At 32.6% G+C, this 23,399-nt stretch carries 26 protein-coding genes; 2 read left to right on the forward strand and 24 right to left on the reverse strand.

Features of this window, described 5'->3' with window-relative positions; genetic code table 11:
• Positions 1-31 precede the first annotated feature (31 nt).
• Complete coding sequence (locus tag V5E38_RS13555) at positions 32-976, forward strand: 4-hydroxy-3-methylbut-2-enyl diphosphate reductase (protein WP_097974262.1); 945 nt, start codon at positions 32-34, stop codon at positions 974-976.
• Between the two features lie 59 nt (positions 977-1,035).
• Here the strand turns inward: V5E38_RS13555 and V5E38_RS13560 are convergent, their stop codons facing one another.
• The 23 genes from V5E38_RS13560 to V5E38_RS13670 form a co-directional block, all read right to left on the reverse strand.
• Entirely contained in the window at positions 1,036-2,154 is a 1,119-nt protein-coding gene (locus V5E38_RS13560; protein ID WP_499210388.1) for a Nif3-like dinuclear metal center hexameric protein, read from the reverse strand.
• Entirely contained in the window at positions 2,151-2,858 is a 708-nt protein-coding gene (locus V5E38_RS13565; protein ID WP_335480540.1) for a tRNA (adenine(22)-N(1))-methyltransferase, read from the reverse strand. The genes V5E38_RS13560 and V5E38_RS13565 overlap by 4 nt, the downstream gene beginning before the upstream one ends.
• A gap of 105 nt (positions 2,859-2,963) precedes the next feature.
• Positions 2,964-3,320, reverse strand: a complete 357-nt coding sequence (gene cccA / locus V5E38_RS13570; protein WP_025671599.1) for a cytochrome c550 — start codon at positions 3,318-3,320, stop codon at positions 2,964-2,966.
• A 789-nt stretch (positions 3,321-4,109) separates the two neighbouring features.
• A complete protein-coding gene (rpoD, locus tag V5E38_RS13575) occupies positions 4,110-5,228 on the reverse strand; it encodes an RNA polymerase sigma factor RpoD (RefSeq protein ID WP_069034168.1) in 1,119 nt (372 codons plus the stop codon).
• Between the two features lie 29 nt (positions 5,229-5,257).
• Positions 5,258-7,066, reverse strand: a complete 1,809-nt coding sequence (dnaG, locus tag V5E38_RS13580) for a DNA primase (protein ID WP_499210389.1) — start codon at positions 7,064-7,066, stop codon at positions 5,258-5,260.
• A gap of 542 nt (positions 7,067-7,608) precedes the next feature.
• Positions 7,609-8,421, reverse strand: a complete 813-nt coding sequence (locus tag V5E38_RS13585) for a pyruvate, water dikinase regulatory protein (RefSeq protein ID WP_097974256.1) — start codon at positions 8,419-8,421, stop codon at positions 7,609-7,611.
• Between the two features lie 20 nt (positions 8,422-8,441).
• A complete protein-coding gene (gene ccpN / locus V5E38_RS13590; RefSeq protein WP_499210390.1) occupies positions 8,442-9,080 on the reverse strand; it encodes a helix-turn-helix transcriptional regulator in 639 nt (212 codons plus the stop codon).
• Between the two features lie 97 nt (positions 9,081-9,177).
• The gene (gene recO / locus V5E38_RS13595) at positions 9,178-9,963 is read right to left on the reverse strand and encodes a DNA repair protein RecO (RefSeq protein ID WP_499210391.1); all 786 of its coding nucleotides are present in this window, start codon (positions 9,961-9,963) and stop codon (positions 9,178-9,180) included.
• Between the two features lie 27 nt (positions 9,964-9,990).
• Complete coding sequence (locus V5E38_RS13600; protein ID WP_069034173.1) at positions 9,991-10,134, reverse strand: YqzL family protein; 144 nt, start codon at positions 10,132-10,134, stop codon at positions 9,991-9,993.
• 232 nt (positions 10,135-10,366) lie between these two features.
• Positions 10,367-11,275 (reverse strand): GTPase Era, encoded by a 909-nt coding sequence (era, locus tag V5E38_RS13605; protein WP_097974251.1) that lies wholly within the window; start codon positions 11,273-11,275, stop codon positions 10,367-10,369.
• The gene (locus tag V5E38_RS13610; RefSeq protein ID WP_097974249.1) at positions 11,268-11,666 is read right to left on the reverse strand and encodes a cytidine deaminase; all 399 of its coding nucleotides are present in this window, start codon (positions 11,664-11,666) and stop codon (positions 11,268-11,270) included. The genes era and V5E38_RS13610 overlap by 8 nt, the downstream gene beginning before the upstream one ends.
• Before the next feature lie 45 nt (positions 11,667-11,711).
• On the reverse strand, positions 11,712-12,092 hold the full coding sequence (locus V5E38_RS13615) for a diacylglycerol kinase family protein (RefSeq protein WP_499210392.1): 381 nt from the start codon (positions 12,090-12,092) through the stop codon (positions 11,712-11,714).
• On the reverse strand, positions 12,073-12,549 hold the full coding sequence (ybeY, locus tag V5E38_RS13620) for an rRNA maturation RNase YbeY (RefSeq protein ID WP_097974246.1): 477 nt from the start codon (positions 12,547-12,549) through the stop codon (positions 12,073-12,075). The genes V5E38_RS13615 and ybeY overlap by 20 nt, the downstream gene beginning before the upstream one ends.
• Before the next feature lie 9 nt (positions 12,550-12,558).
• Positions 12,559-14,661, reverse strand: coding sequence for an HD family phosphohydrolase (locus V5E38_RS13625; protein WP_499210393.1), 2,103 nt, complete (start codon positions 14,659-14,661; stop codon positions 12,559-12,561).
• Positions 14,662-14,734: 73 nt separating this feature from the next.
• On the reverse strand, positions 14,735-15,697 hold the full coding sequence (locus V5E38_RS13630) for a PhoH family protein (RefSeq protein ID WP_499210394.1): 963 nt from the start codon (positions 15,695-15,697) through the stop codon (positions 14,735-14,737).
• A gap of 3 nt (positions 15,698-15,700) precedes the next feature.
• Positions 15,701-16,888 carry a sporulation protein YqfD gene (yqfD, locus tag V5E38_RS13635; protein WP_499210395.1) on the reverse strand — a complete coding sequence of 396 codons (1,188 nt, stop codon included), beginning with the start codon at positions 16,886-16,888 and terminating at the stop codon, positions 15,701-15,703.
• Between the two features lie 49 nt (positions 16,889-16,937).
• The gene (gene yqfC, locus V5E38_RS13640) at positions 16,938-17,186 is read right to left on the reverse strand and encodes a sporulation protein YqfC (protein ID WP_088011443.1); all 249 of its coding nucleotides are present in this window, start codon (positions 17,184-17,186) and stop codon (positions 16,938-16,940) included.
• Positions 17,187-17,512: 326 nt separating this feature from the next.
• A complete protein-coding gene (locus V5E38_RS13645) occupies positions 17,513-17,977 on the reverse strand; it encodes a hypothetical protein (RefSeq protein WP_499210396.1) in 465 nt (154 codons plus the stop codon).
• 561 nt (positions 17,978-18,538) lie between these two features.
• The gene (locus V5E38_RS13650; protein ID WP_069034181.1) at positions 18,539-18,988 is read right to left on the reverse strand and encodes a GatB/YqeY domain-containing protein; all 450 of its coding nucleotides are present in this window, start codon (positions 18,986-18,988) and stop codon (positions 18,539-18,541) included.
• A gap of 14 nt (positions 18,989-19,002) precedes the next feature.
• Complete coding sequence (gene rpsU / locus V5E38_RS13655) at positions 19,003-19,176, reverse strand: 30S ribosomal protein S21 (RefSeq protein ID WP_003152957.1); 174 nt, start codon at positions 19,174-19,176, stop codon at positions 19,003-19,005.
• Positions 19,177-19,331: 155 nt separating this feature from the next.
• Positions 19,332-20,003, reverse strand: a complete 672-nt coding sequence (gene deoC, locus V5E38_RS13660) for a 2-deoxyribose-5-phosphate aldolase (protein ID WP_499210397.1) — start codon at positions 20,001-20,003, stop codon at positions 19,332-19,334.
• 154 nt (positions 20,004-20,157) lie between these two features.
• Complete coding sequence (locus tag V5E38_RS13665; protein ID WP_499210398.1) at positions 20,158-21,375, reverse strand: MFS transporter; 1,218 nt, start codon at positions 21,373-21,375, stop codon at positions 20,158-20,160.
• A 350-nt stretch (positions 21,376-21,725) separates the two neighbouring features.
• A complete protein-coding gene (locus V5E38_RS13670) occupies positions 21,726-22,337 on the reverse strand; it encodes a sterol desaturase family protein (RefSeq protein WP_499210399.1) in 612 nt (203 codons plus the stop codon).
• Positions 22,338-22,509: 172 nt separating this feature from the next.
• Between V5E38_RS13670 and V5E38_RS13675 the strand changes: the two genes are divergently transcribed.
• Positions 22,510-22,821, forward strand: a complete 312-nt coding sequence (locus V5E38_RS13675; protein ID WP_025568175.1) for a hypothetical protein — start codon at positions 22,510-22,512, stop codon at positions 22,819-22,821.
• 30 nt (positions 22,822-22,851) lie between these two features.
• Here the strand turns inward: V5E38_RS13675 and V5E38_RS13680 are convergent, their stop codons facing one another.
• On the reverse strand, positions 22,852-23,319 hold the full coding sequence (locus V5E38_RS13680; RefSeq protein WP_499210400.1) for an RDD family protein: 468 nt from the start codon (positions 23,317-23,319) through the stop codon (positions 22,852-22,854).
• Between the last annotated feature and the right edge of the window lie 80 nt (positions 23,320-23,399).

Consider the following 23,399-nt stretch of genomic DNA (forward strand, 5'->3'; position numbering starts at 1 on the left):
GACAACAATATTATAAAGGAGGGGCTACTCCATGAAAGTTATTAAAGTTACCCCACGAGGCTATTGCTACGGAGTTGTAGATGCAATGGTCATTGCTAGAAATGCAGCTAAAGATCCATCATTACCAAGACCAATTTATATACTTGGTATGATTGTTCATAATAAACATGTTACAGACGCATTTGAAGAAGAAGGTATCATTACTTTAGATGGTCCAAGCAGATTAGATATCCTAGATAAGATTGAAAAAGGTACTGTTATTTTTACGGCTCACGGAGTTTCTCCAGAAGTAAAATCAAAAGCAATTAAAAAAGGGCTTACGACGATTGATGCGACTTGTCCAGATGTAACGAAAACTCATGATTTAATTAAAGAACGAATGGCTGAAGGCTATCACTTTATTTATATTGGTAAAAAAGGACATCCGGAACCAGAGGGCGCAGTTGGAATCGCACCTTCGATTGTTCACCTAATTCAAAATAAATCTGATATTGATGCTTTAGAAATTCCTACTGATAAAATTATCATTACAAATCAAACAACTATGAGCCAATGGGACGTAGTTGAATTAATTCAATACGCAATTATAAAGTACCCGACTGCTCATGTTCATAAAGAAATTTGTATGGCAACTCAAGTTCGTCAAGAAGCAATTGCTGATCAAGCTAGCCAAGCAGATCTAACAATTGTTGTAGGTGACCCAATGAGTAATAACTCAAATAGACTTGCACAAGTTTCGCATGAAATTGCAGGAACAAAGGCATTTCGTATTTCAGATATAACTGAACTTCAGTTAAAATGGTTAGAGGGCGTTGAGACTGTAGCTGTTACGTCTGGAGCTTCTACTCCAACACCGATCACACGTGAAGTTATCGCATTTTTGGAGAAGTATGATCCAAACGATGAAAGCACTTGGGATACAAAATCTGGAGTAGAATTAAGTAAAATACTACCTAAAGTTAGAATAAAAGACTAAAAAATAGGACTTCTGGATTTTTAACCCGGAAGTCCTATTTTTTAATTCGCAAAAAACGTTTAAATAAATGTAAATGGATCAGTGTGGATCGTTGAAGCGATAATTTCACAAGCCATGTTTTTTTCTTTTAATTTATTATCTAAAAGACGTTTAACACCTAATTTCATCACTTTTTCAATATTGTGACCTGCATCAACTATATTTAAATTAAGCATTTTCCAATCCTGTGCTACGTGGTAATATATATCACCACTTAAATAAACATCTGCACCGTTTCTTTTTGCATGATAGGCAAACTTATTTCCGTCTCCACCTACAATAGCAACCTTTTTTACTCGATCACTTAAGTTCCCTACCACTCTTACACCTTGTAAATCTAATTTTTCTTTTACATAATGCGCAAATTCTTCTAATGAAATCTCTTCTTTAAGGCTTCCGATTCTCCCAATCCCGAATGTTTTGCCTTCATTTTCTAGTGTGTATGTATCATATGCTATTTCTTCATATGGATGAGCTTTTTGCATCACTTTTAGCACTTGTTTTAATTTTAATTGTGGAACAACTGTTTCGAGCTTTACCTCATCAACTTCTTCTAATTGCCCCTGTTGCCCAATAAATGGTGTTGTCCCCTCTAACGGTATAAATGTCCCTGTTCCATTCGAAATAAAGCTACAATGGCTGTATTGACCAATATGACCTGCTCCAGCATCACAAATTGCATTTAATACAATTTCAGCATGTGTTTTCGGTACATATACAACTAACTTAATTAATTTTTCAACATAAGTTGGAGCGAGAACATTCGTATTTTCTAATTGTAAAGCTTCAGCTAAAAAATCACTCACACCGTTTTCTGCGATATCAACATTTGTATGTGCTGCAAAAACAGCTAGATCATGTTTAATACAAAGTTCCACTATTTTACCCGGTTCACTGTCTGTATCAATCTTTTTTAAAGGACGATAGATAATAGGATGGTGAGCAATAATTAGGTTTGCACCAATTGAAATTGCCTCTTCTACAACCTCTTTTGTGACATCTAATGCAATTAATACCTTTGTCACTTGTTTTGATAATGTACCAATTTGAAGACCATTTGGGTCACCTTCCTCAGCTAAATGCTTAGGGAATAGTTCTTCAAATTGCTGTACTAGCTGAAAACCATTTATCGATTTCATGAAAGCACCTCTTTTATCCACTCAAGTTTCTGTTCAACTTCTTTCATCTTCTGAACTGATTCCTCTGTTTGTTTTGCTGATTCAAGTTGTGTTAAGATTCTTTCAAAATTCTTTTTTTCATGCTCCCATTTCTTCTTAAATGCATCATTTTTGTTTTTTAATAAGTAAGGACCTATAAATAGCTCCATATCTTTCTTTTCACTGTATGCACTATTTGGATTTGATTTAGAAGCTACTAGAATTTCATAGATTTTTCCATCCTCTTCTAATATATCTTCTTCCACAAGAGAATATCCTTCATAATCAAGCCAATTTCTAATTTGATTTGCACCAATATTTGGTTGCAACACTAACGTTTCAACACCTTGAAGTTTTTCTTTACCTTTTTCTAATATGCTCGAAATTAAAGAACCACCCATTCCAGCTATTGTTATGACATCTACTTCGTTCGGTACTAAAACCTCTAGCCCGTCTCCCATTCTCGCTTCTACAATTCCTTCTAACCCACTTTGACGAATCGTAGATCGTGCTGAATTATATGGACCTTCAGTAATTTCCCCTACAATAGCTGAGGTGCATCTTTTATTTAAAACTGCATAACAAGGTAAATAAGCATGATCTGATCCAATATCAGCTAATTTCGTGCCCTCTGGTATGTAATCAAATACTCTTTTTAAACGATTTGATAAATTAACTTCATTCATAATAAAATCACCATTTCATTTTATTTTCATAACATCATTTTACACTATAGTAGTCAAGAAACCAAAATGACCCCTTCTAACGAAGAGGTCATTTTATATGCTTGCTTATTTTTTCTCAGATAACCATTTAGCAACAGCATCCAATTGTGGTCCTTGTAGTAAACCAGCTGGCATTCCGCCTTCTTTACCGTTTTTAAGAATGTTTTTGATTTGATCTTCTGAGTATCTTGAACCTACTTTAGTTAAGTTTGGTCCTACAACCCCTTGTAATTGATCACCATGACAGCTAACACATGTTTGAGCATATATTTCATCTGGCTTAGTTGATGCTGTTTGCGCCGGTTTTTTATCACCGTTTGCAATTTCATCAGCCTGTTTTGCTCCTTTTAATGAAATAATTAGCATGACTGCGATTCCTAGTGCTGCAATTAGAGCAAAAGGAATTAATGGATTTCGTTTCATTATGATCCCCCTTATGTAACCCCTTAAAAAAATAAAATTAATTACTATAACATTATTATTGTATACGATTAAAAACAATAAAAAAAGTATTATATTGGATAAATTTAAAAATTGTTAAACGATTTCAAAATTATATAAACCTTCCTACTATAAAGAATTAAATTCTATATAGCATAATTACAAATTATATTTGTATAAACTCACCTCTTGATAAATGAAATAAGTAAGTTTTTTTAAGAAACCATTTAAAACCATCGTTACTCATTAAACTTTTATTTTGAATTTAATCATTTTCACAAAAAGCTTAAGCAAAAGATTTAACCCATTCTATTAAAAACTCTAATAAATAATTGCTATTACGATATAGGTAATATGTCTTCAATCCATTTATTTTATATTTAGTAGTATTGAACTAATTATAAAAATTATTAAAAAAGTAGGGAAAATGAGTATTTGCAAATTTAAAGACAATTCTGTAAAATAAAGTAAATAGGTATCCAATTGTTAAAATGATGGAATTACTACTAGCGTCTCCATATTTTATAATAACCATTTTTGCTTAAATTATCCTTTGATTCATCTTTAGAATAAATTATTAAAAGATCAACCGTTTTAGCATTACTTAGTATGTAGCATAGCACTACAATTATATATTTAGTACGGACATTCGATATATTTTGACAAATTTTTTATTGTGACATATTTACTAATTAGAACGTTTTCATTTTTTATTTTTTAGTTGAAAATAAAAAAGTTTACCCAATAAAGGATAAACTCTTTTTAAACATTCTATTCTAAGAAATCTTTTAGACGTTTGCTTCGGCTTGGATGACGTAATTTACGTAGAGCTTTTGCTTCGATTTGACGAATACGCTCACGTGTAACTCCAAATACTTTACCAACTTCTTCTAAAGTACGAGTTCGTCCATCATCTAAACCAAATCGTAAACGTAAAACATTTTCTTCACGATCTGTTAATGTATCAAGAACATCTTCTAATTGCTCTTTTAGCATTTCATAAGCTGCATGCTCAGCTGGTGAAGTTGCTTCCGAATCTTCAATGAAATCACCTAAGTGTGAATCATCTTCTTCACCAATTGGTGTTTCTAATGAAACTGGCTCTTGAGCAATTTTAAGGATTTCTCTAACTTTTTCTGGTGGTAAATCCATTTCTTCACCAATTTCTTCAGGAGATGGCTCACGACCTAAATCTTGAAGCAATTGACGTTGAACACGAATTAATTTGTTAATTGTTTCCACCATATGAACTGGAATACGGATTGTTCTAGCTTGATCTGCAATTGCACGAGTAATCGCTTGACGAATCCACCAAGTCGCATATGTACTAAATTTATAACCTTTACGATAATCAAACTTTTCAACGGCTTTGATTAATCCCATATTACCTTCTTGAATAAGGTCTAAGAACAGCATACCACGTCCTACATAACGTTTTGCAATACTTACTACTAATCGTAAGTTCGCTTCTGCTAGGCGTCGTTTCGCTTCTTCATCGCCTTCTTCAATACGTTTCGCTAAATTGATTTCATCTTGTCCAGAAAGTAAATCAACTCGGCCAATTTCTTTTAGGTACATACGTACTGGATCATTAATTTTTACTCCAGGAGGAACGCTTAAATCATTTAGGTCAAATTCTTCTTCCTTCTCTAATTGAGTTCCTCTAGGTTCATCATCAGCGTCACCAACAATATCAATACCTTGTTCACCTAGTTGTTCATAAAACTCTTCAAGTTGATCTGAATCAATTTCAAATCCATTTAAACGATCTGCAATTTCTTCATATGTAATTACACCACGTTTTTTACCATTTTCAATTAATAATGCTTTTACTTGATCAAGTGTTACTTCTGTTTCCGTATCTTTAGAACGAGCCGATTTATCAGCCATCTGTTCCCCTCCTTCGAAAAGTTCGCGAATCATTTAACATATTTCATACTAGATCTTAGCTGTGTGATTTGTTGGAGAATCGTTGCAGCTTTTACAAAATCTCCTTCACGTTCGGCTTTTTTCAGATCTATTTCTTTTTCACGTATACGTTGTTGTTTATCATAGTTGTTTAATGCATCTAAATAATCCTTTAACTCTCGCTCTGTTAGTTCAGGTGCTATCTGTAAATTGACAATTTTTGAAACTACTTCAAGTAACCTTTTTGAAGGAAGGTAATTCATAAATTTACTAATATTAGACTCATTGCCCTCTTCATAATAAGCATAAAGATGGATTATAATCTCGGAATAATCATTATTGTAGAATAGACCCTGATATTGCTGTCTTACTTTTTCAGCCACGTCACTGCTATTTAACATATGAGCTAAAAGTAATTGTTCAGCTCTAACATGTGCAGGAAGAAGTGTCTTAGTAGTAATATCGCGTTTGATATCAGTTTTTACTTCTGTTACATTAGATATACGATTTGCCTGATTACTATATTGTCCAAATTCCTTCTTAAGTACTTCAATCGAGATAGAAAACTCTTTTGAGAGTTGATTTAAGTAATAATCTTGTTCGATCAGTTGACTTAGTTTAGCAATTTCTTGTAGCATTTCTTTTATATACTGAAATTTAACAGTTTCATCTAAAAGATTTTTTCCTTTTCGATGATATTGCATTTTAAAACTCATTAATGATACACTAGCTTCAATAATAGAGGTATTAAATTTTTCTGGACCAAATTGTCTTATATATTCATCAGGATCTAAGCCATCAGGCATTTGTGCTACTTTAATTGTAAATCCTTCTTTTTGAAGAACTTTAGCTGCTTTTTCAGTTGCATTAATACCAGCCTGATCTGAATCATAACAAATAATAATTTGATCAACAGATGTTTTCAAGACTTTCGCTTGATCCTCTGTTAATGATGTTCCCATGGTTGCAACTGCATCATGGACACCAGCTCTAAACGCAGAAATGACATCTGCAAAACCTTCCATCAAGATTGCCCGATTTTGCTTTCGCATGACATTCTTTGCTTGGTAAAATTGATATAATAATTTTCCTTTATGGAAAATTGAAGATTCAGGACTATTTAAATATTTTGGTGACCCTTCACCCATTATTCTTCCACTGAATGCAACAATTTTTCCTTGATGGTTATGAATTGGAAAAATTAATCGATTTCGAAATCGATCATAGTAATTACCATCACGTTCACTTCGAACAACTAGACCAGCTTTCTCCATGATTGGCATTGGATAGCCACGTTTTTCTAACACCTTAGTAACAGCATCCCAAGAATCTAAAGCAACCCCAAGCTCAAAATGCTTTATTTCCTCTCTAGAAATTCCTCTATTAAGTAGGTATTCTAATGCTTGTTTACCTTCTGTTGTGTTAACTAATAGATGATGATAGTACTTTTTGACAAACTCATGAGCTTCAAGCATAATGCCTTGCTCAGTAGCTTGTGGATTCTTGACTGTGTCAACCGTATCTGTAGGTAAAGTGATATTTGTCTTTTTTGCAAGCTGATGGACAGATTCTTGAAAGTTAAGTCCTTCAAGCTGCATAATGAAAGAAATCGCATTTCCTCCAGCACCGCATCCAAAACAATGAAAAATTTGTTTTTCAGGAGACACAGAAAAAGATGGTGTGCTTTCTCCATGAAAAGGACAAAGTCCAAAATAATTTCTTCCTTGTTTTTTCAGAGGAACATACTCACTTACTACATCAACTATGTCAACTGACTGACGAACCTGCTCGACAAGTTCATCGGGAATTCTGTTTCCCATACTGACAGCTCCATATACTATTTTATTCGATAAAACTCACTGTATTCCTTCATGATTCGACAAAAATATTTCCATATATTTTAAACTTAAGTTAATTCACTTTATTAAATCATATATGAATTATTAATTATCTAAAAAGAAGTGCTAAACAGTAGTTCATAAGCATTGCATCCAACTGCTAGTTCTGGTTTTCATTAACCCATTTATTTATCGCTTATGATTAATTTCTACACGTCTTTTGTAATTCCTTCAAAACATGTATCGATTTATGTAGTTTTATTTCCATCTTTCAATAAACTAGGAAGCACATATTCATAGTTTATTCGTAAGTATAAAAAGTTAAACCTATTAATTAGTTCATTTCATACAATTTTTTATTATAATCTATTTTAATTAGGAAATCTAGCAATAAGTACTAAAGAATTTTAACTTTTACATACAATCCTAATTTAACTAATTCCCTATTTAAAAAAGATGAAAACACATTAGATTACTCTAATGTGTCAGTCTAAAAAGATCGATCATTTTTAATTTCAAAAAAATTATCTAATTTGCTTATTTTGGTAATAGAAATTTAATATTACATTAGCGGATTCTTCTACTGCCTTACTTGAAACATCTACCACTTTACAGCCAATTTGTTTAACAACATTATTGAAATGTTTTAGTTCATCTTCAATTCTTGAAATATTAGCATAACTAGCTCCATCGTGAAGTCCTAATGAAATTAATCTTTCTTTTCGAATATGGTTTAACTTTTCTGGAGAAATCATTAGTCCTATGCACTTTTCTTTCGGAACATTAAATAGTTGTTCTGGTGGATCAACTTCTGGAACTAAAGGCACATTGGCAACTTTAAATCCTTTATGAGCAAGATATTGTGATAAAGGAGTCTTTGATGTTCTCGATACACCGATTAAGACTATATCAGCTTTTTCAATACCTCTGGGGTCTCTTCCATCATCATATTTAACCGCAAATTCAATTGCCTCTATACGCTGGAAATAATCTTCATCTAGTTTACGAACAACACCAGGTTCATTTCTAGGTTCAAGTTTATGAATCGTTGAAATTTTATCGATTAATGGACCGATTAAGTCATATACGATTACACCAGCACTTTGCGATTCCTCTAATAATTTCTTTCTCATATCAGGTTTTACTAATGTAAATACAATAATACCATTATTTTCTTTTGCTACTTGAACTATTTCAATTAATGTTGCGTTATCTTCAACGTATGGTACACGTCTAATCTCGAATTTTTGATGAAATTGACTAATAGCCGCCTTTACGACATGCTCTGCTGTTTCACCAACAGAATCTGATACAACATAAACGATTGAATTGCCCATATGTTCACCTCTTAACTTTACTAAAACATATCATTGTTCATTAAGTCTACAATCGCACGAGTAAAATTTGTTTTTGTAAATCGACCAATAACCTCAAGTCCATGCTCACTTTCACGAACAACAGGGACAGCATCAATTTGTTTTTCAATTAAACTCTTAGCTACATTATAAATTGTATCATCTTTAAAGCAAATTGTAATGTTTGGCATCCTCGTCATGATAATATCTACGGGTAATGTATGCAAATCTTTATTTCCTATACTTGCACGGAGTAAGTCTTTTCTCGATAGTACTCCTGTTAATATCGAATTTTGATCAACAACAAATAACGTTCCTACATCTTCAAGAAACATTGTAACTATCGCATCATATACTGATGAACTTCGATCTACTACAACAGGAATAGCCTGAAAATCCTTTACAGTCAATTTTTTAATTCTGTCAATGACTTGTGCACCGCTTGTTCTTCCTGTGTAATAATATCCTACTCGTGGTCTTGCCTCTAAAAAACCAGTCATTGTAAGAATAGCTAAATCCGGGCGAAGCGTAGCTCTTGTAAGTGCTAGCTGATCAGCTATATGTTCACCTGTAATTGGTCCATTATTTTTTACAATTTCAAGTATTTGAGTTTGTCGCTTTGTCAGTTCTATTTCCCTCACCCCTAACTATCCAATATGTTATACTCTCTAATAAATATTATATACTATTTTTACAATTTAAAAAAGAAAGAAGGAAATAGGTAGCCTATTTCCTTCCTTAGGTTTCTGAATTTTTATTTGTTTTCAGAAAATTATCCATATTTTTTAATTGCTCTAAAAATTTGCGTGACTTTAAATAGATTCCACTATATTCATCATAGTATGAAAATAAAATTTGTTGTAAGTTTTTCTTTGTTGCTTCACTAACCTCAATTTTTCCAAGTCGATTTACATCAAAATGATAAAATAATCTCATTAACTTAACCGACTTTTCAGTAACAGAAAAAGCATATGGATCAGTATGTTTACAACGCTGACATAAAAACCCACCTTCTTTAACAGAAAAGGCTAAAAATATATTTTCATTTGCACTACATCTACAATTCACACACAGATCAAAAAATGGGTGATATCCTAATACAGGTATCATTTTTGTCATAAATAAATAAGTCAAAACTTCAGCGTCGGCACCTTCATTCATGTGCTGTAGTAATTGAAGGACCAATTCAAATAAATACGGATTATTTTTTTTCTCTTCAACCGCTTTATCAGTTAGCTCTACAACAATCGAAGCATACGCTGTTGCAACTAAATCACTTCTTAACTCACGAAATGAATCAATCAGTTCTCCTTGACTTAATGTACCTAAACCGGATCCTTTTTGAATCAAAAACGACCCATATGTAAAGAGTTGTGTAACAGAAGCAAGTCGACTATTCGTCTTCTTTGCTCCTCTTGCCACAACTCCTATCTTACCTAATTCTCTTGTTAAAAGAGTAATAATAACATTTGATTCTCCATAAGCGTTTGCCCGTAATACAATTCCTTCTACACGCTGTAACATTTAACTCACCATCCAATTGGATGAAGGTTAAGTATGTAGGGAATCAATATCAGCTATTTCTTCATCAATGTAACTTTTCTGATCCACATGTTCCTGTTCAAGCTGCTTAAACAATAAATATGTCTCAACATTTCCAGTTTTAGAAAAGACATCCCAGGTAAAATTCAACATTGAGAAACCACCTTTCAAGAATAGCTACAACTCATTGCTCATTACCTATAGCCAATTACTTTCCCTGCTTACTTATAATGTGACCTTCTCTCCCGATTTTCATGTGTATAAAATTTATTAAAATAACAAATAAAAAGCTTGCAAAATCCAGAAAAATATGTTGGGCTTTTTTGAACAAATGGTAATATTATTAGCCCCTGATGCTAAGCCCTAGTCCCTTGATTTTTGCTTTTTAATATTCATCCTCACGGAAACCTAAATCTCTTAATTGAGACATACGATTACGCCAATCTTTTTGAACCTTAACCCATAACTCTAAGAATACTTTTGTATCAAGCAAGTTTTCTATATCTAAACGAGCACGCTTGCCAACCTCTTTTAACATGCTACCTTGCTTACCGATAATGATTCCTTTTTGGGAAGACCTTTCAACGACAATTGTTGCATTTACGTATATTGCATTTCCTTCTGGTCTTCTTTCAATTTGCTCAATAATAACAGCAATTGAATGTGGAACCTCTTCTCTAGTCAAATGCAATACTTTTTCTCTTATTAATTCTGAAATGATAAATCTTTCAGGATGATCTGTAACTTGATTTGCAGGATAATATTGCGGACCTTCTGGTAAATAAGTTTTAATAACTTTTAATAAGCGATCGACATTATTCCCTTGTAATGCTGAGATCGGAACAATTTCAGCAAATTGGAATAAATCTTTGTATTTATTGATTAAATCAAATAACTGATCAGGATGAATTGTATCAATTTTATTAATAACTAAAATTACTGGACTACGACTTCCTTGCAGCTTCTCAATAATGAATTCATCACCACGACCAAATCCTTCATTGGCATTTACCATAAATAGCGTAGCATCAACATCCTTAATCGAATCTTGAGCTACCTTTACCATAAAATCACCAAGCTTGTGTTTTGGCTTATGGATTCCTGGCGTATCTATAAAGACAATTTGTGCATCATCTTCTGTAAAAACGCCTTGAATTTTATTACGAGTAGTTTGAGGCTTATCACTCATTATAGCTATTTTTTGACCTATTACTCGATTTAGGAATGTACTTTTCCCTACATTTGGTCTACCTATAATTGAGACAAAACCTGATTTATAACTTTCTTTATTCATTCAAATCCTCCGATGTAAATGCTCCTGGCAATAATTCTTTTACTGTTGTTTCTTGGATTACTCCATTTAAGTTTGATAAATATACGACTGTATCTGGACCACTAAGTTCAAATAAAACTTGACGGCATGCCCCACAAGGAGCAACAGGTCCCTCGGTATCAGCGACAACTGCTACTGCTGAAAACTCTGTAATACCATCTGAATATGCTTTGAATAATGCAGTTCGCTCTGCACAATTCGTTAGACCATATGATGCATTTTCTATATTACAACCATGAATAACTCGACCATCCTTTGTTAGTAAAGCTGCACCAACTTGGAATTTCGAATATGGTACATATGCGTTTACTCTAGCTTTTATCGCTTCATTTATAAGTTGTTGTTTATCCATTATGTAGCCTCCTATTATAAGCCCGAACACGAAAGTGGGGTCTTATTAACGTAGTATAGTAAAATACGGAAAAAATAGCAAAGCACCTATAATGATTGAAACGATTGCAGCGACTAACACCGCCCCAGCTGCCACATCCTTTGCTTTCTTTGCTAAAGGATGTTTATTAGGTGATGCTAAATCTACAACTGCTTCAATAGAGGAATTAACTAACTCTAGCGAAATGACAATTGTAATAATAAGCAGAAGAATTAACCAATCTATTCGACTAATATGTAAATAAAACGCAAGGCCGATTGAAATAAGTGCTGCAAATAAGTGGATTTTTATATTTCTTTCATCCTTAATGACTTTAAAAATACCACTAAATGCAAAACCAAAAGATTTAAGTAATGTCGCTCTTTTTTTAGAGTCTTTCAAGGCCATATCTTTCTAATATTTCCTTTTGTTTTGTAAACATCACTTTCTCATCGGCTTCATTCATATGATCATAACCAAGTAAATGTAAGCATCCGTGAACTGCTAAAAAACCTAATTCACGGCGGAACGAATGACCATACTCCTCAGCCTGTCTCTTAGTAGTAGGAATCGAAATGACAATATCACCTAAAGTACGCGGTAAGTCCACTCCAATGATTTCAATTTCACCTTCCCCTAATTCTTCCATTGGAAACGAAATAACATCTGTAGCACGGTCTTTCTCTCGATACTCCTTATTAATTTCATGAATTCTTTCATCATCTACAAATGAAACCGCAATTTCAACTTCACCCGTTACACCCTCATATTCAAGTGCGCACTCTAGTAAACCCTTTATATCAGATTGCTGTTCTTTAGTCACTTCATTTGTTTCATCTATAAAATCAATTTCTAGTTCAACCATTATCTCACCTTATCTTTCATCTGGATACTGTATTCTCGAATGGAAAGTTCCTTTTAAAGTCTCACACAATGATTTCTCAACAATATGTAATTCTTTTAAATTTAATTCACACATTGCAAACTGACCATCATTCAAACGATCATGCATAATGGAAGAAACTAATACCTCGATTTTTTCCATATCAGGCTCCTTTAACGAACGAACTGCTGCTTCAACACTATCAGCAATTCCTACAATAGCAGATTCCTTTGAATGAGCTTTTGGACCTGGATATCTAAAATCAATTTCTTTAACATCAGGATTCGTCTCTTTTTCCTTATAATAAAAATACTTTAATAAAGTTGTACCATGATGCTCCGCTGCAATATCAATAATATCTTTTGGCAAATTATATTTTTTTAGTATTTTTACCCCATCACTTACATGTCTTAAAATGATATCTTTACTTTGAATTGGTTTAATTCGATCATGAGGATTATGACCACCCATTTGATTTTCTATAAAGAATCCTGGATTATTCGTTTTACCAATATCATGATAATAAGCTCCTACTCTAGCTAACAAACCATTTGCACCGATTGCTTCACAAGCACCTTCAGCTAAATTTGCAACCATTATACTGTGATGGTATGTACCCGGAGCCTCTAATAATATTTTTCTTAATAAAGGATGATTTGGACTACCTAACTCAACAAGTTTAAATGAGGACACCATTCCAAACGAATCCTCTACAAAAGGTAAAATCCCCATCGTAATAACACTTGATAAAACTCCAGAAGTAAGTCCCATTAATAAATAAATCCCAATTTCTACTGATGAATATTGACCATTCCGAATTAAGATTAAAGAAAACAGGGTTGCTATATTAACAAGCGAAATTAAAAATCCCGCATGTAGAATCATTGAACGCTTATTTTTAACCTCATTTAAAAATAAAACAGTGATTGAACTAAATAAAATATAGATTCCAGTCGAGTAATTAATTGCGCCATTTACATCTTCATTAAACATTAAACTACCGCAAATAGAGAAAATAATCGACGATACCATTAAATATCGATTACCTAATAAAAACTTTATCAATAAAGTCCCAATCGCAACTGGAGCTACATATACAAGGCCAGAAAACTCAACTTTTTGAAACAAGCTTACAATTTTCAAAATTAAGATTGTAAAAATTACAATGCTATAGTATGTAACGATGTATATATTCCCTTTTTCTTTTAAACTTGCCGTTTGCTTCAATACGAAGTACGCCAATACTCCAATTAATAAAATTAATCCAATATACGGTTGAATCGACTGTTTGTTTTTTATTAAACCAACTAATTTTAACTGATCATATTTTTCCTTTGTAATTGTCTCTCCGGCTTTAACTAAGACTTGTCCTTGTAAAATATAGACACTATCTACACTTTCACTTTCTAGACGTCTTCTTTCTTTTGTCGCTTCGACATCATAAAAGTAGTTTGGAACAATAGCAAAATCGCCTATAGCGATCATCGCATCTTTTAGTGAAGGATTAATGCTTACATATGATAATTCAGTTCTTAACTTTCCACGAGATTCTTCGATTTGATTCGCTGTAATTTCCTCAGACATCACATTATTAATCGCAGTATTTAACGAAGCTTTAGAAATATTTAGCTGTTCTTCAGACGATTTTATTAATGCAGTATATACACTATCTTCTAAGCTTTTACGAATATCTTCAGGCAGTTTTTTCTTAACATCACTTGTTTCTTTATCAATTAATGCTTGTCCTGTAGGATTATCACTATTGGCATTTTTATTTTTCACTTCTGTTACAATATCAAAAATTGAATTTACTATGTCAATACGTTTTTGTGTATAACTTTCCTCGTACTTATATACATCCTCAACTCTTGATTCAGCCTCAAGTCGTTTTTTAGCCGTAGCTCCTTTGTCCTCAATCGTGATAGGTGAATAAATATTATCATCAGCAATTGATAATAGCTGAATGTCGTATTTTACTGGTCTAACATGACTAACTAAAAGAAGAAAACTTAATAAGCTGAATGCAATAGTACATAGTAATATGACAAGAGTTTGATTCTTAAAACGCTGAATTAAAGCTTGCAAACTATTCATTGTTTCCCCTTTCTAGAAATGCACCTCATCATAAAAATACGAAATGACCCTATCAATGTAGGGTCACTACGAATCATTCTTTTGCTAAATCATAAGCTTGAATAATCTTTTGTACTAGTGGGTGACGAACTACGTCAGTTTGTTCTAAGATTGTCATACCAATACCCTCAACACCTTTAAGTGTATTTTGAGCTGATAGTAAACCAGACTTTACTCCTTTAGGTAAATCAATTTGTGAAGGGTCACCTGTTATAACCATTTTAGAGCCAAATCCTAAACGGGTCAAAAACATCTTCATTTGAGCCATCGTCGTATTTTGAGCTTCATCCAAAATGACAAAGGCATCTTCTAAAGTACGTCCCCTCATGTATGCTAAAGGTGCAATTTCAATCGTTCCTCTTTCAATTAAACGTACAGTATGCTCTTGTCCTAAAACATCATGTAGGGCATCGTATAATGGTCTTAAATATGGGTCAACCTTTTCCTTTAAATCTCCTGGTAAAAATCCTAAACTTTCTCCAGCTTCCACAGCAGGTCTTGTTAAAATAATTTTACTTACTTTATTATTTTTTAATGCTTGAACAGCCATGACAACTGCAAGATATGTTTTACCTGTACCAGCAGGTCCAATCCCAAATACTAAATCATTTGATTGAATTGCACGAAGATAATGTCTTTGTCCAAAAGTCTTAACTCGAATTGGTTTTCCTTTTGAATTCTTAATAATTTCTTCGTCATACAATCTAGCAAATGATGACAGCCTTCCTTCTTTAGCCATCTGAATTGAGTACGTAACATCCCTCGATGTAATACTCACTCCATTTCGAATAACCTCTAAAAGAGCTTGAATGATTTGCTCAACAGTTTTCACATCTTCATTCGTACCTGAAACTTGTACAGATTGACCACGTGACACAATCTTAACATCAAGCAAATTTTCAATTATTTCTAGATGCTTATCGTTTGTACCAAATAAGGCAATTGCTTCGTTTGGATCCTCTAGTTGTTGATTAATCGTTAGTAGTTGTTCTGGCATTACTCAGTCCCCTTGAACAATAGTTTTCGTTTTTGTGATATCTTCTAAAACTTTATAATACATTCTTAAATTAACTTTACCATTGTCTATTGACTCGTGCAAAACTTTTTCTTGTAAAATCTTGGCATCTGGACTTAACTTTTTCATTAATTCCTTCTTACCAATTTGTTTTCCAAGTTGAGCAGCCTGCACTTTAGAGTATGTTCTTACATATTTTTCACTTTCTAGAGTTGTTTTTTTACTAAAAAAGATCGGTAATTTCCATTTTAAAAATTTAAATTGATACGAACTACTTTCATCTTCAAAAGACTTATATTTATTCTTATCAAAACCCCAAAATTTTATTTGATTTTCCTTAGTTCCAATATAATAACTAGTTTTTCTCTCTCCTGTAAGAACCGTAAACGGAGTATCTAAAGGAACACTAATAATTTCCTCTCTCCAAACTTCCCCCATGATTTTGCCAACTGCTGGGACTAAAATAGGATGTTCTTCCGTTCCGATTATTCCAGATACTAATATTTGACCTTTTTTCACAAAGTCATTCTTTACTACAAGAGGTTTCCCTTTTTCAACAAACATACTTGAAATAACAGCTTCTTCTCTTGCAATAATATGACGTGGACTTAACGCCTTCTCAGGCTTAGGAATATGCTTTTCTACTACTTCAAAATGAAAGGTAGTCCCATTTAATTGTACACCGATCCAGGTTAATGTTGGATTATCATCTTGTAGCTTTTTCTGGATTGTTTGCATTCTAGGTAAAGTAAATTGAGATGCGCCTGTCTTAACACCCATCGCAGTTAAATCTTTCCGAAGTTTATATTCCACTTCAGGTGAAGCACCCTTTATATCAATTCGCCAAACCATATTTGAAAGTAAAAATAATACAACTAAAAAACCAACTACCCCTACAACAAATCCAAAATACTTCCATGCTCGTCTAACTTCAAAAGGCAGCCCCTTCCTGCCAATAAAATAAACCTTATACTCTTTTTTCCGAGGAATATTCTTGATTCGTTTATAATCTTTCAACTCAATTGTAAACGTAATCGAATTTGTTCCACTTTTCTTTACATCACGAAGTGGAATCCCCTTTCGCATACAATCATTTAAAAAACGTTCTGGTCCAAGCCCAATTACTTTTACTTGAACCATCCCCGTAAGATTTGAAGTCCATTGGTTTTTCATCCTAAATCCCCCATGTTCATTAGACTGATCATGGTGTAAGTTCTAGATGCTATTCATTAATAAAATACACATGCTCAATTTCGCCTTCCAACAAAATCTCCTCAGGCAACATCGTCTTCAAAACAAAATCTTTTCCCTTAATCAACAACTGCCCCTGCTTCATTAACAAACGCAATTCATTATCCGAATACACAAGTAACCCTCTATGGTTTTCAATATAAATATGTAGTTGACCTAACATTGTAATACGTGGCAATTCCAATAGTACATCTGGTGGTAAGTCCATCTTACTTGACATCCAGGTTTTTAAATTATGGGCTAATCTTTTCAAGATAGACTCCTCCCCCTTTCATATCATATTTATGATGAATTTTGTGAAGGTATGATATAAAAAGAAAATGGTAAAGGAAATTTAAGATGAATATTTAGATTTCAAAAAGTGTGTTTATTGATTTAATTTATGGGGATGAAGTTGGGTTTTATAGGAACTAGCGTCTGTGTAGTGCGGAAAATCAATCAATATTTAGGAGTCGAATGTCTTTCCCAAGAGCCCTCTTATAGTTTTATGACAAAGAAAAAAACCGAGAACTAATACCTATTCTCGGTTTAAATTTTTTTACATTTTTACATTCTTCTTTGGAGTGAAACATCTTGATAAACATCTTGTTTACCTTGGGAAGTAGCAACCCACCATAGAACCCCTTGTGTGAGAAAGAACAGACTCCACATGACTACAAGACCAATTGAAGTTATATCAATATTCCCATCACCATATATCCCTTTGACTGTAACATAAGTGATGAGTACACTCACTACCAAACCTACCAACTTAAGTGGTAACGGCCTTTTAGCCATAGTTGTATCCATTTGTGGTGAATCAGTTGTTTCTGTTATGAACTGTTTTTTATTTGATCTAGCATAGTCATGAACCCCTTGTTTGATCTCATCTTGTAATCGTTCTTCGTCACCTATTGCCATCTCTCTCGTAACATAGATTAATGTAAATGCGAATGGTACGACAATTATTAACCAACCTAAAGCAAATGCTATCCCCCCAAGATCATTGTGTAAGTCCCCGAACGGTGTCATTATTCATCTCTCCTTTACCAGTAGGTGTTAATCATATGAATTGTTTATCTGAATTCATCATACCGAATAACATCATTTCTTTATGTGACATAAATCACACAATTAGATAAATATTGACTAAAATATTAATAATTTTTTTCCATTGACTCTTTTGATTGGAGTTTTCTCTAGACTGGAATTATGCAGATATTAAAACAACCAAACTGGATATGAGGAGCTAAATAAGTTTGCACATGACTGAATATGGTGCAGTTGTAGGATTGTGGATAAGAATAGTTAACGGTTTTAAGAGAATTTAGATTTTTTTTGTGAACCGTACTGTTTTCGTGAAAATTTAAGCAGTTTTATGTGATTTATTGGACTGAAGCAACATTTTGAAGGAGTTAATTGCAGTTTTGATTTTTTTATTTGCAGTTTCAAGAAATTTATTTGCAGTTTAGGAAATTTTATTTGCTCTTCCGAAGCTTTTAATTGCAGTTTTGGAAATTTTATTTGCACTTCCGAAGCTTTTAATTGCAGTAACTAAAAAAACAAAAAAAATAAACGTCTATAAATAGACGTTTATTTTAACAGACTTGCTACAGCTTTATTCACAGAAGAGCCATCAGCTTGTCCTTTTACTTTAGGCATAACTGCACTCATTACTTTCCCCATGTCAGCTTTTGATGTAGCACCGACTTCTGAAATTGTAACACGTACAATTTCAAGAAGTTCCTCTTCAGATAATTGTTGAGGCAAGTATTCTTTTAGAATCAGTAACTCTTGCTTTAATTTATCCACAAGGTCTTGACGACCAGCTTTTTCGAATTCCAGGAGGGAGTCTTTACGTTGTTTCACTTCACGAGTTAAAATTGTTAACTCTTGATCAGCTGACAATGTCACATTATTCCCTAAGCTAATTACTTCATTTTGTAATGACGCTTTCACCATTCGAATAACTGCTAACTTGTCTTTGTTTTTTTCCTTCATCGCTTGTTTCATATCTGAATTCAAACGTTCGAGAAGACTCATAGTAACACCCTCTCTTAGAATTTACGTTTTCTCGCTGCCTCTGATTTTTTCTTACGTTTTACACTTGGCTTTTCATAAAATTCGCGTTTTCTTGCTTCTTGTAGCGTACCAGTTTTAGAAACTGAACGTTTAAAACGACGAAGAGCATCTTCTAAAGATTCGTTTTTACGAACGACTGTTTTAGACATCTTACTTTTCCCTCCCTCCAAGCTACCAATCAATAAAACACTGCAAAAAAGAACACTTTTCCACATGTCTTTTACGATTATAATACATAAACTATTGATAGGTCAACAGGTAAATGTCAAGTTTGAAACTTAACAGCCTTTGCTTTTAAAAGGAATCAATAGCCTTCTGTTGCTACGTTTCCTTGGACAATCGTGATTCCATTACTTGTACCAATTCGAGTTGCTCCGGCTTTAACCATTTCATTTACACTTGCTATATCACGTACTCCGCCAGAAGCTTTAACTCCAATATCAGGTCCAACTGTTTTTCTCATTAGTGCTACATCCTCAACAGTTGCACCACCAGTTGAAAATCCTGTAGATGTTTTAACGAAATCTGCTCCAGCCTTTACAGAAAGCTTTGAAGCCATTTCTTTTTCTTCATTCGTTAAAAGACTTGTTTCAATAATTACTTTTACTAATGCTTTACCTTTTGCTGCATTAACAACCGCTGCTATATCTTGTTCAACAGTGTCATATTCCTTATCCTTTAAAGCTCCGATATTGATTACCATATCGACTTCCCCTGCACCATTTTCAATGGCATTCTTCGTTTCAAACGCTTTCGTTTCTTTTGTATTCGCACCTAAAGGAAATCCAATTACAGTACAAACTAATACTTCAGAGCCTTTTAACAAACTTGCACAATGACTCACCCAAGTTGGATTCACACAAACTGATGCAAAATTATGTTCTTTTGCTTCTTGACATAATTTTTCAATTTGAGATTTAGTTGTTTCAGGTTTTAAAACTGTATGATCAATCAATTTATTGATATTAGTTGTCATTTTGTAGTGCTCCTAACTTATGTTTATTTCAAAATTTCTCTTTTAATAGACACTGAAATATCAGCATTTATTATTATTTGTTTTTTAATTTTAATTATGTGAAACCTAAGCTTTAAATTTAAAAACTCAGCCAAAAAAATTCAAAGCATCAATTTTATATAGATGCATTTGAATTTTTTTCGACTGTTTTATGATTATCTTTTACTTTAAGCATCATGAAAAATGAAATTGTAATAAAGAAGCAACCATACAAGAACATAAACTTGAATCCAATTAAATCCATAATTGCACCTAATAATGGTGGTGATATAATATTGGCAATCGATGAAAATAAATAATATAAACCTGTATATGTTCCAATAAAACCAATCGGTGCCATCTCGGCTAAGAAAGGATAAGAATTAATATTTACTAATGCCCATAAACATCCCATAATCAAAAAGACTAATCGAATGAAAAATAAATCTTTTAAGAAAAATAAAATAATAAATCCTATGATAATTCCAAATATACCAATTAATATGCTGCGTTTCTTACCAATTTTTGTTCCAATAAACCCGGCAGGAATGGCAAAAATTAAAAATGCTAGTGATATGAAAGCAAATGAAAACGCTGCTGCACTAACTTTTACTCCTAAATAAACTTCCCCATAACGTGTAAAAAAGGTTTCAATTCCATTAAATCCCGTGAACCAACTCAGAATTGCTAATAATAGAAATAATGCACTATTATTCTCAATAGCTGAACGAAAACCTTCTCTTAACTTTACCTTTTCTTCAGCCTGCTCATAATTTAGAACATCTCTTTTTTCTCTAATAAAGAAAAAAAGAATTAGAAAGCTAAATAACATTAAAAATCCAGCCAAGTAAAAAGGAAATCCTTTATTTAAATCCCACAATATTGAACCAATAAAGAATGCAATTAAAGCACCAATTCCACCCATAAAATTAATGACACTGTTCGCCTTGCTTCTTTGTTCAACTCTTGTTAAATCGGGCATAAGTGCTATTACTGGAGAACGGAAAATACTCATACTTAAATTCATAAACACAATAAAAAAGATCAACATAAAAAGTGTTTTATGCACTGGAATTAAAAAGGTAAATAATGCTGCAAGTGGCATACCGACTATTAAAAATGGCATTCTTCTTCCAAATCGTGTATCTAAACGATCACTATACATTCCAACGGCAGGTTGTAAAAATAATGCAAAATAATTATCAAACGTCATAATAAATCCGATTAAAGCAGATGACTTTAAATAATCGCTTAAAAGCTTTGGCATAAAAGCATTATAGACTGACCAAGTAAGACTGATTGCAAAAAATCCAAATCCTAAAAGCATAATTTTTTTGTAATTTAGTTTAGCCATTCGAATTTCTCTCTTCTTATCTGTCTAAAAACATTTTCTAAATGAGTTCGATCCAATGACACAATCATCCCCCCTCATTCTCAGTATAGTAAGCACAACAATCAAATATTTACCCTTTTTTCAATTTTAATAAAATATTAATTTATTAGAAAAAGTTTATAAAATGGACTTCTTTCATAAAAAAAAGAGCTTTAAACCGACAAAAATACCTAGCGTAAACACTAGGCATTTTCTTTGACCATTTTAATAATATAAAACGTACAACCGGTAATAATACCGCAGCACCCACCAATTAAAAAAGATAATAAGTAAATCATTATTCCTCATAAAATATCTCTTTTACTTGCATTTTACATTCTTTCTTCTAAGGCTTTCGCAGTATTACTTGTAACTACTTCCTTCTCATCCTTCAATGTACCAAAAATTCCATCAAAGATAGGTGTCGATACGCCATACCAAAAGTTTTCATTTTTAAAATGATGCAGGATATGTAGCTTCTTAATCTGTCGCCCTACTTTCGTTAATGGTTTAATTGGCCTATGAGCTACATAATGCTTCCATTCGTACACTAGTAACATAAAAACTAAACCAGAACCAAATGCGATCGCTTGAATTAGATCTTTCGATATCAAAAAATATATGATACAAAGTGAGCCTAAATTCGGAATGCTATACCATATCGGTAAAAATAATAATTTCAAATCATCTGGATACGTATGATGATCATAATGAATTCTTTTCATAAATTTAAGTAATAGTTTATGTTTTGGTGCTTTTAAATGAAAAATGAACCGATGAGTTATATACTCACTAAACATAAAAAAGATTAATCCTATAATGAAAATTAAGACAGTAAGCCATGATAAATGTAATCCTACACTATAAATAATTCCAACTAAAAAAAGTACTCCCATTACAATAATATCGAAATGAAGAAAAAAGTCTCGATATAGTCCTTTCATAAATTCCCCCCTCATCTATACATAAATTATCTTAATATCAAATTTATATTTCAATATTATTTATGAAATTCCTTTTTATATTCCACTCAAGCTTATTATTAATTTTGAATAAAGCACTGGTCGGTGAGGATAATAAAAAGGATAACCAAAAATACGTAAAAGGGAGATCTATATGGAAAAAAGGAGATATTATGTATCCGTTCAAGCAAAAACAATTGTTCCAAACCAAGGGGACGCACCTTATGAGCTAGAAATCGATGCTACGATCGATGAAAAACATAGACTCGAAAGAATTTTCCATCAGATTGACAGCTATGATGAAGCAGCAGGTATTCAAACTGCTTTCATCATTCCAATCACAAATTGGAGCCAAGAAAACAATGATGGATATGACTATTTTTTAAAACAAGCCTATGCGATGATTTATGAATTAGGTACTGAAGAAACACGTGCTCATATAAGCCAAATGAAAATTTTAAAATAAAAAGAAAGCTCCATGAGCTTTCTTTTTATTTTAAACATCAATTACTTTTGTTTTTGCAATTAAATCATGTAGAGTTCTTCGTTCAGAAGAAAAAATGAAAAACGGATCAACAAATGCAACAAAACCTACAACTAATGATAAATATGGTATTTTTATGTATCCAAAAAGGAAAAAAATTTCTCTTATAAACATCGTCTTTAAATTTACTTCTTGATCATCGTTCTTAACGATTGCAATATTTAACCAACGCTTTCCTATTGTTTGCCCTTTCCAAACAAATGTAGGGATCAAAATAAAAAATATAATGACACTAATAATAGATAGTAGAGAGGATCCAATATCAAATTCGTCTACTCTATTAGGATTAAAAAATGTTGAAAACTTTGTCATTCCAGTAATAATCGATATGACAAAAATAAAAAGAAAACTTATAAATCCATCAACCAATATTGCTAATAACCTACTTGATCTACTTGCTAATTTAGAATACGATTCCAATAAAATCTCCACCTTTAGTTTCTAAGATGTCCTTAACGACAGTTTAAATTATACAGAATTTTTAATTAGAAAAATATAAA

This window comes from Rossellomorea sp. GAMAL-10_SWC (assembly GCF_049568075.1).
Classification (GTDB): Bacteria; Bacillota; Bacilli; order Bacillales; family Bacillaceae_G; genus Gottfriedia.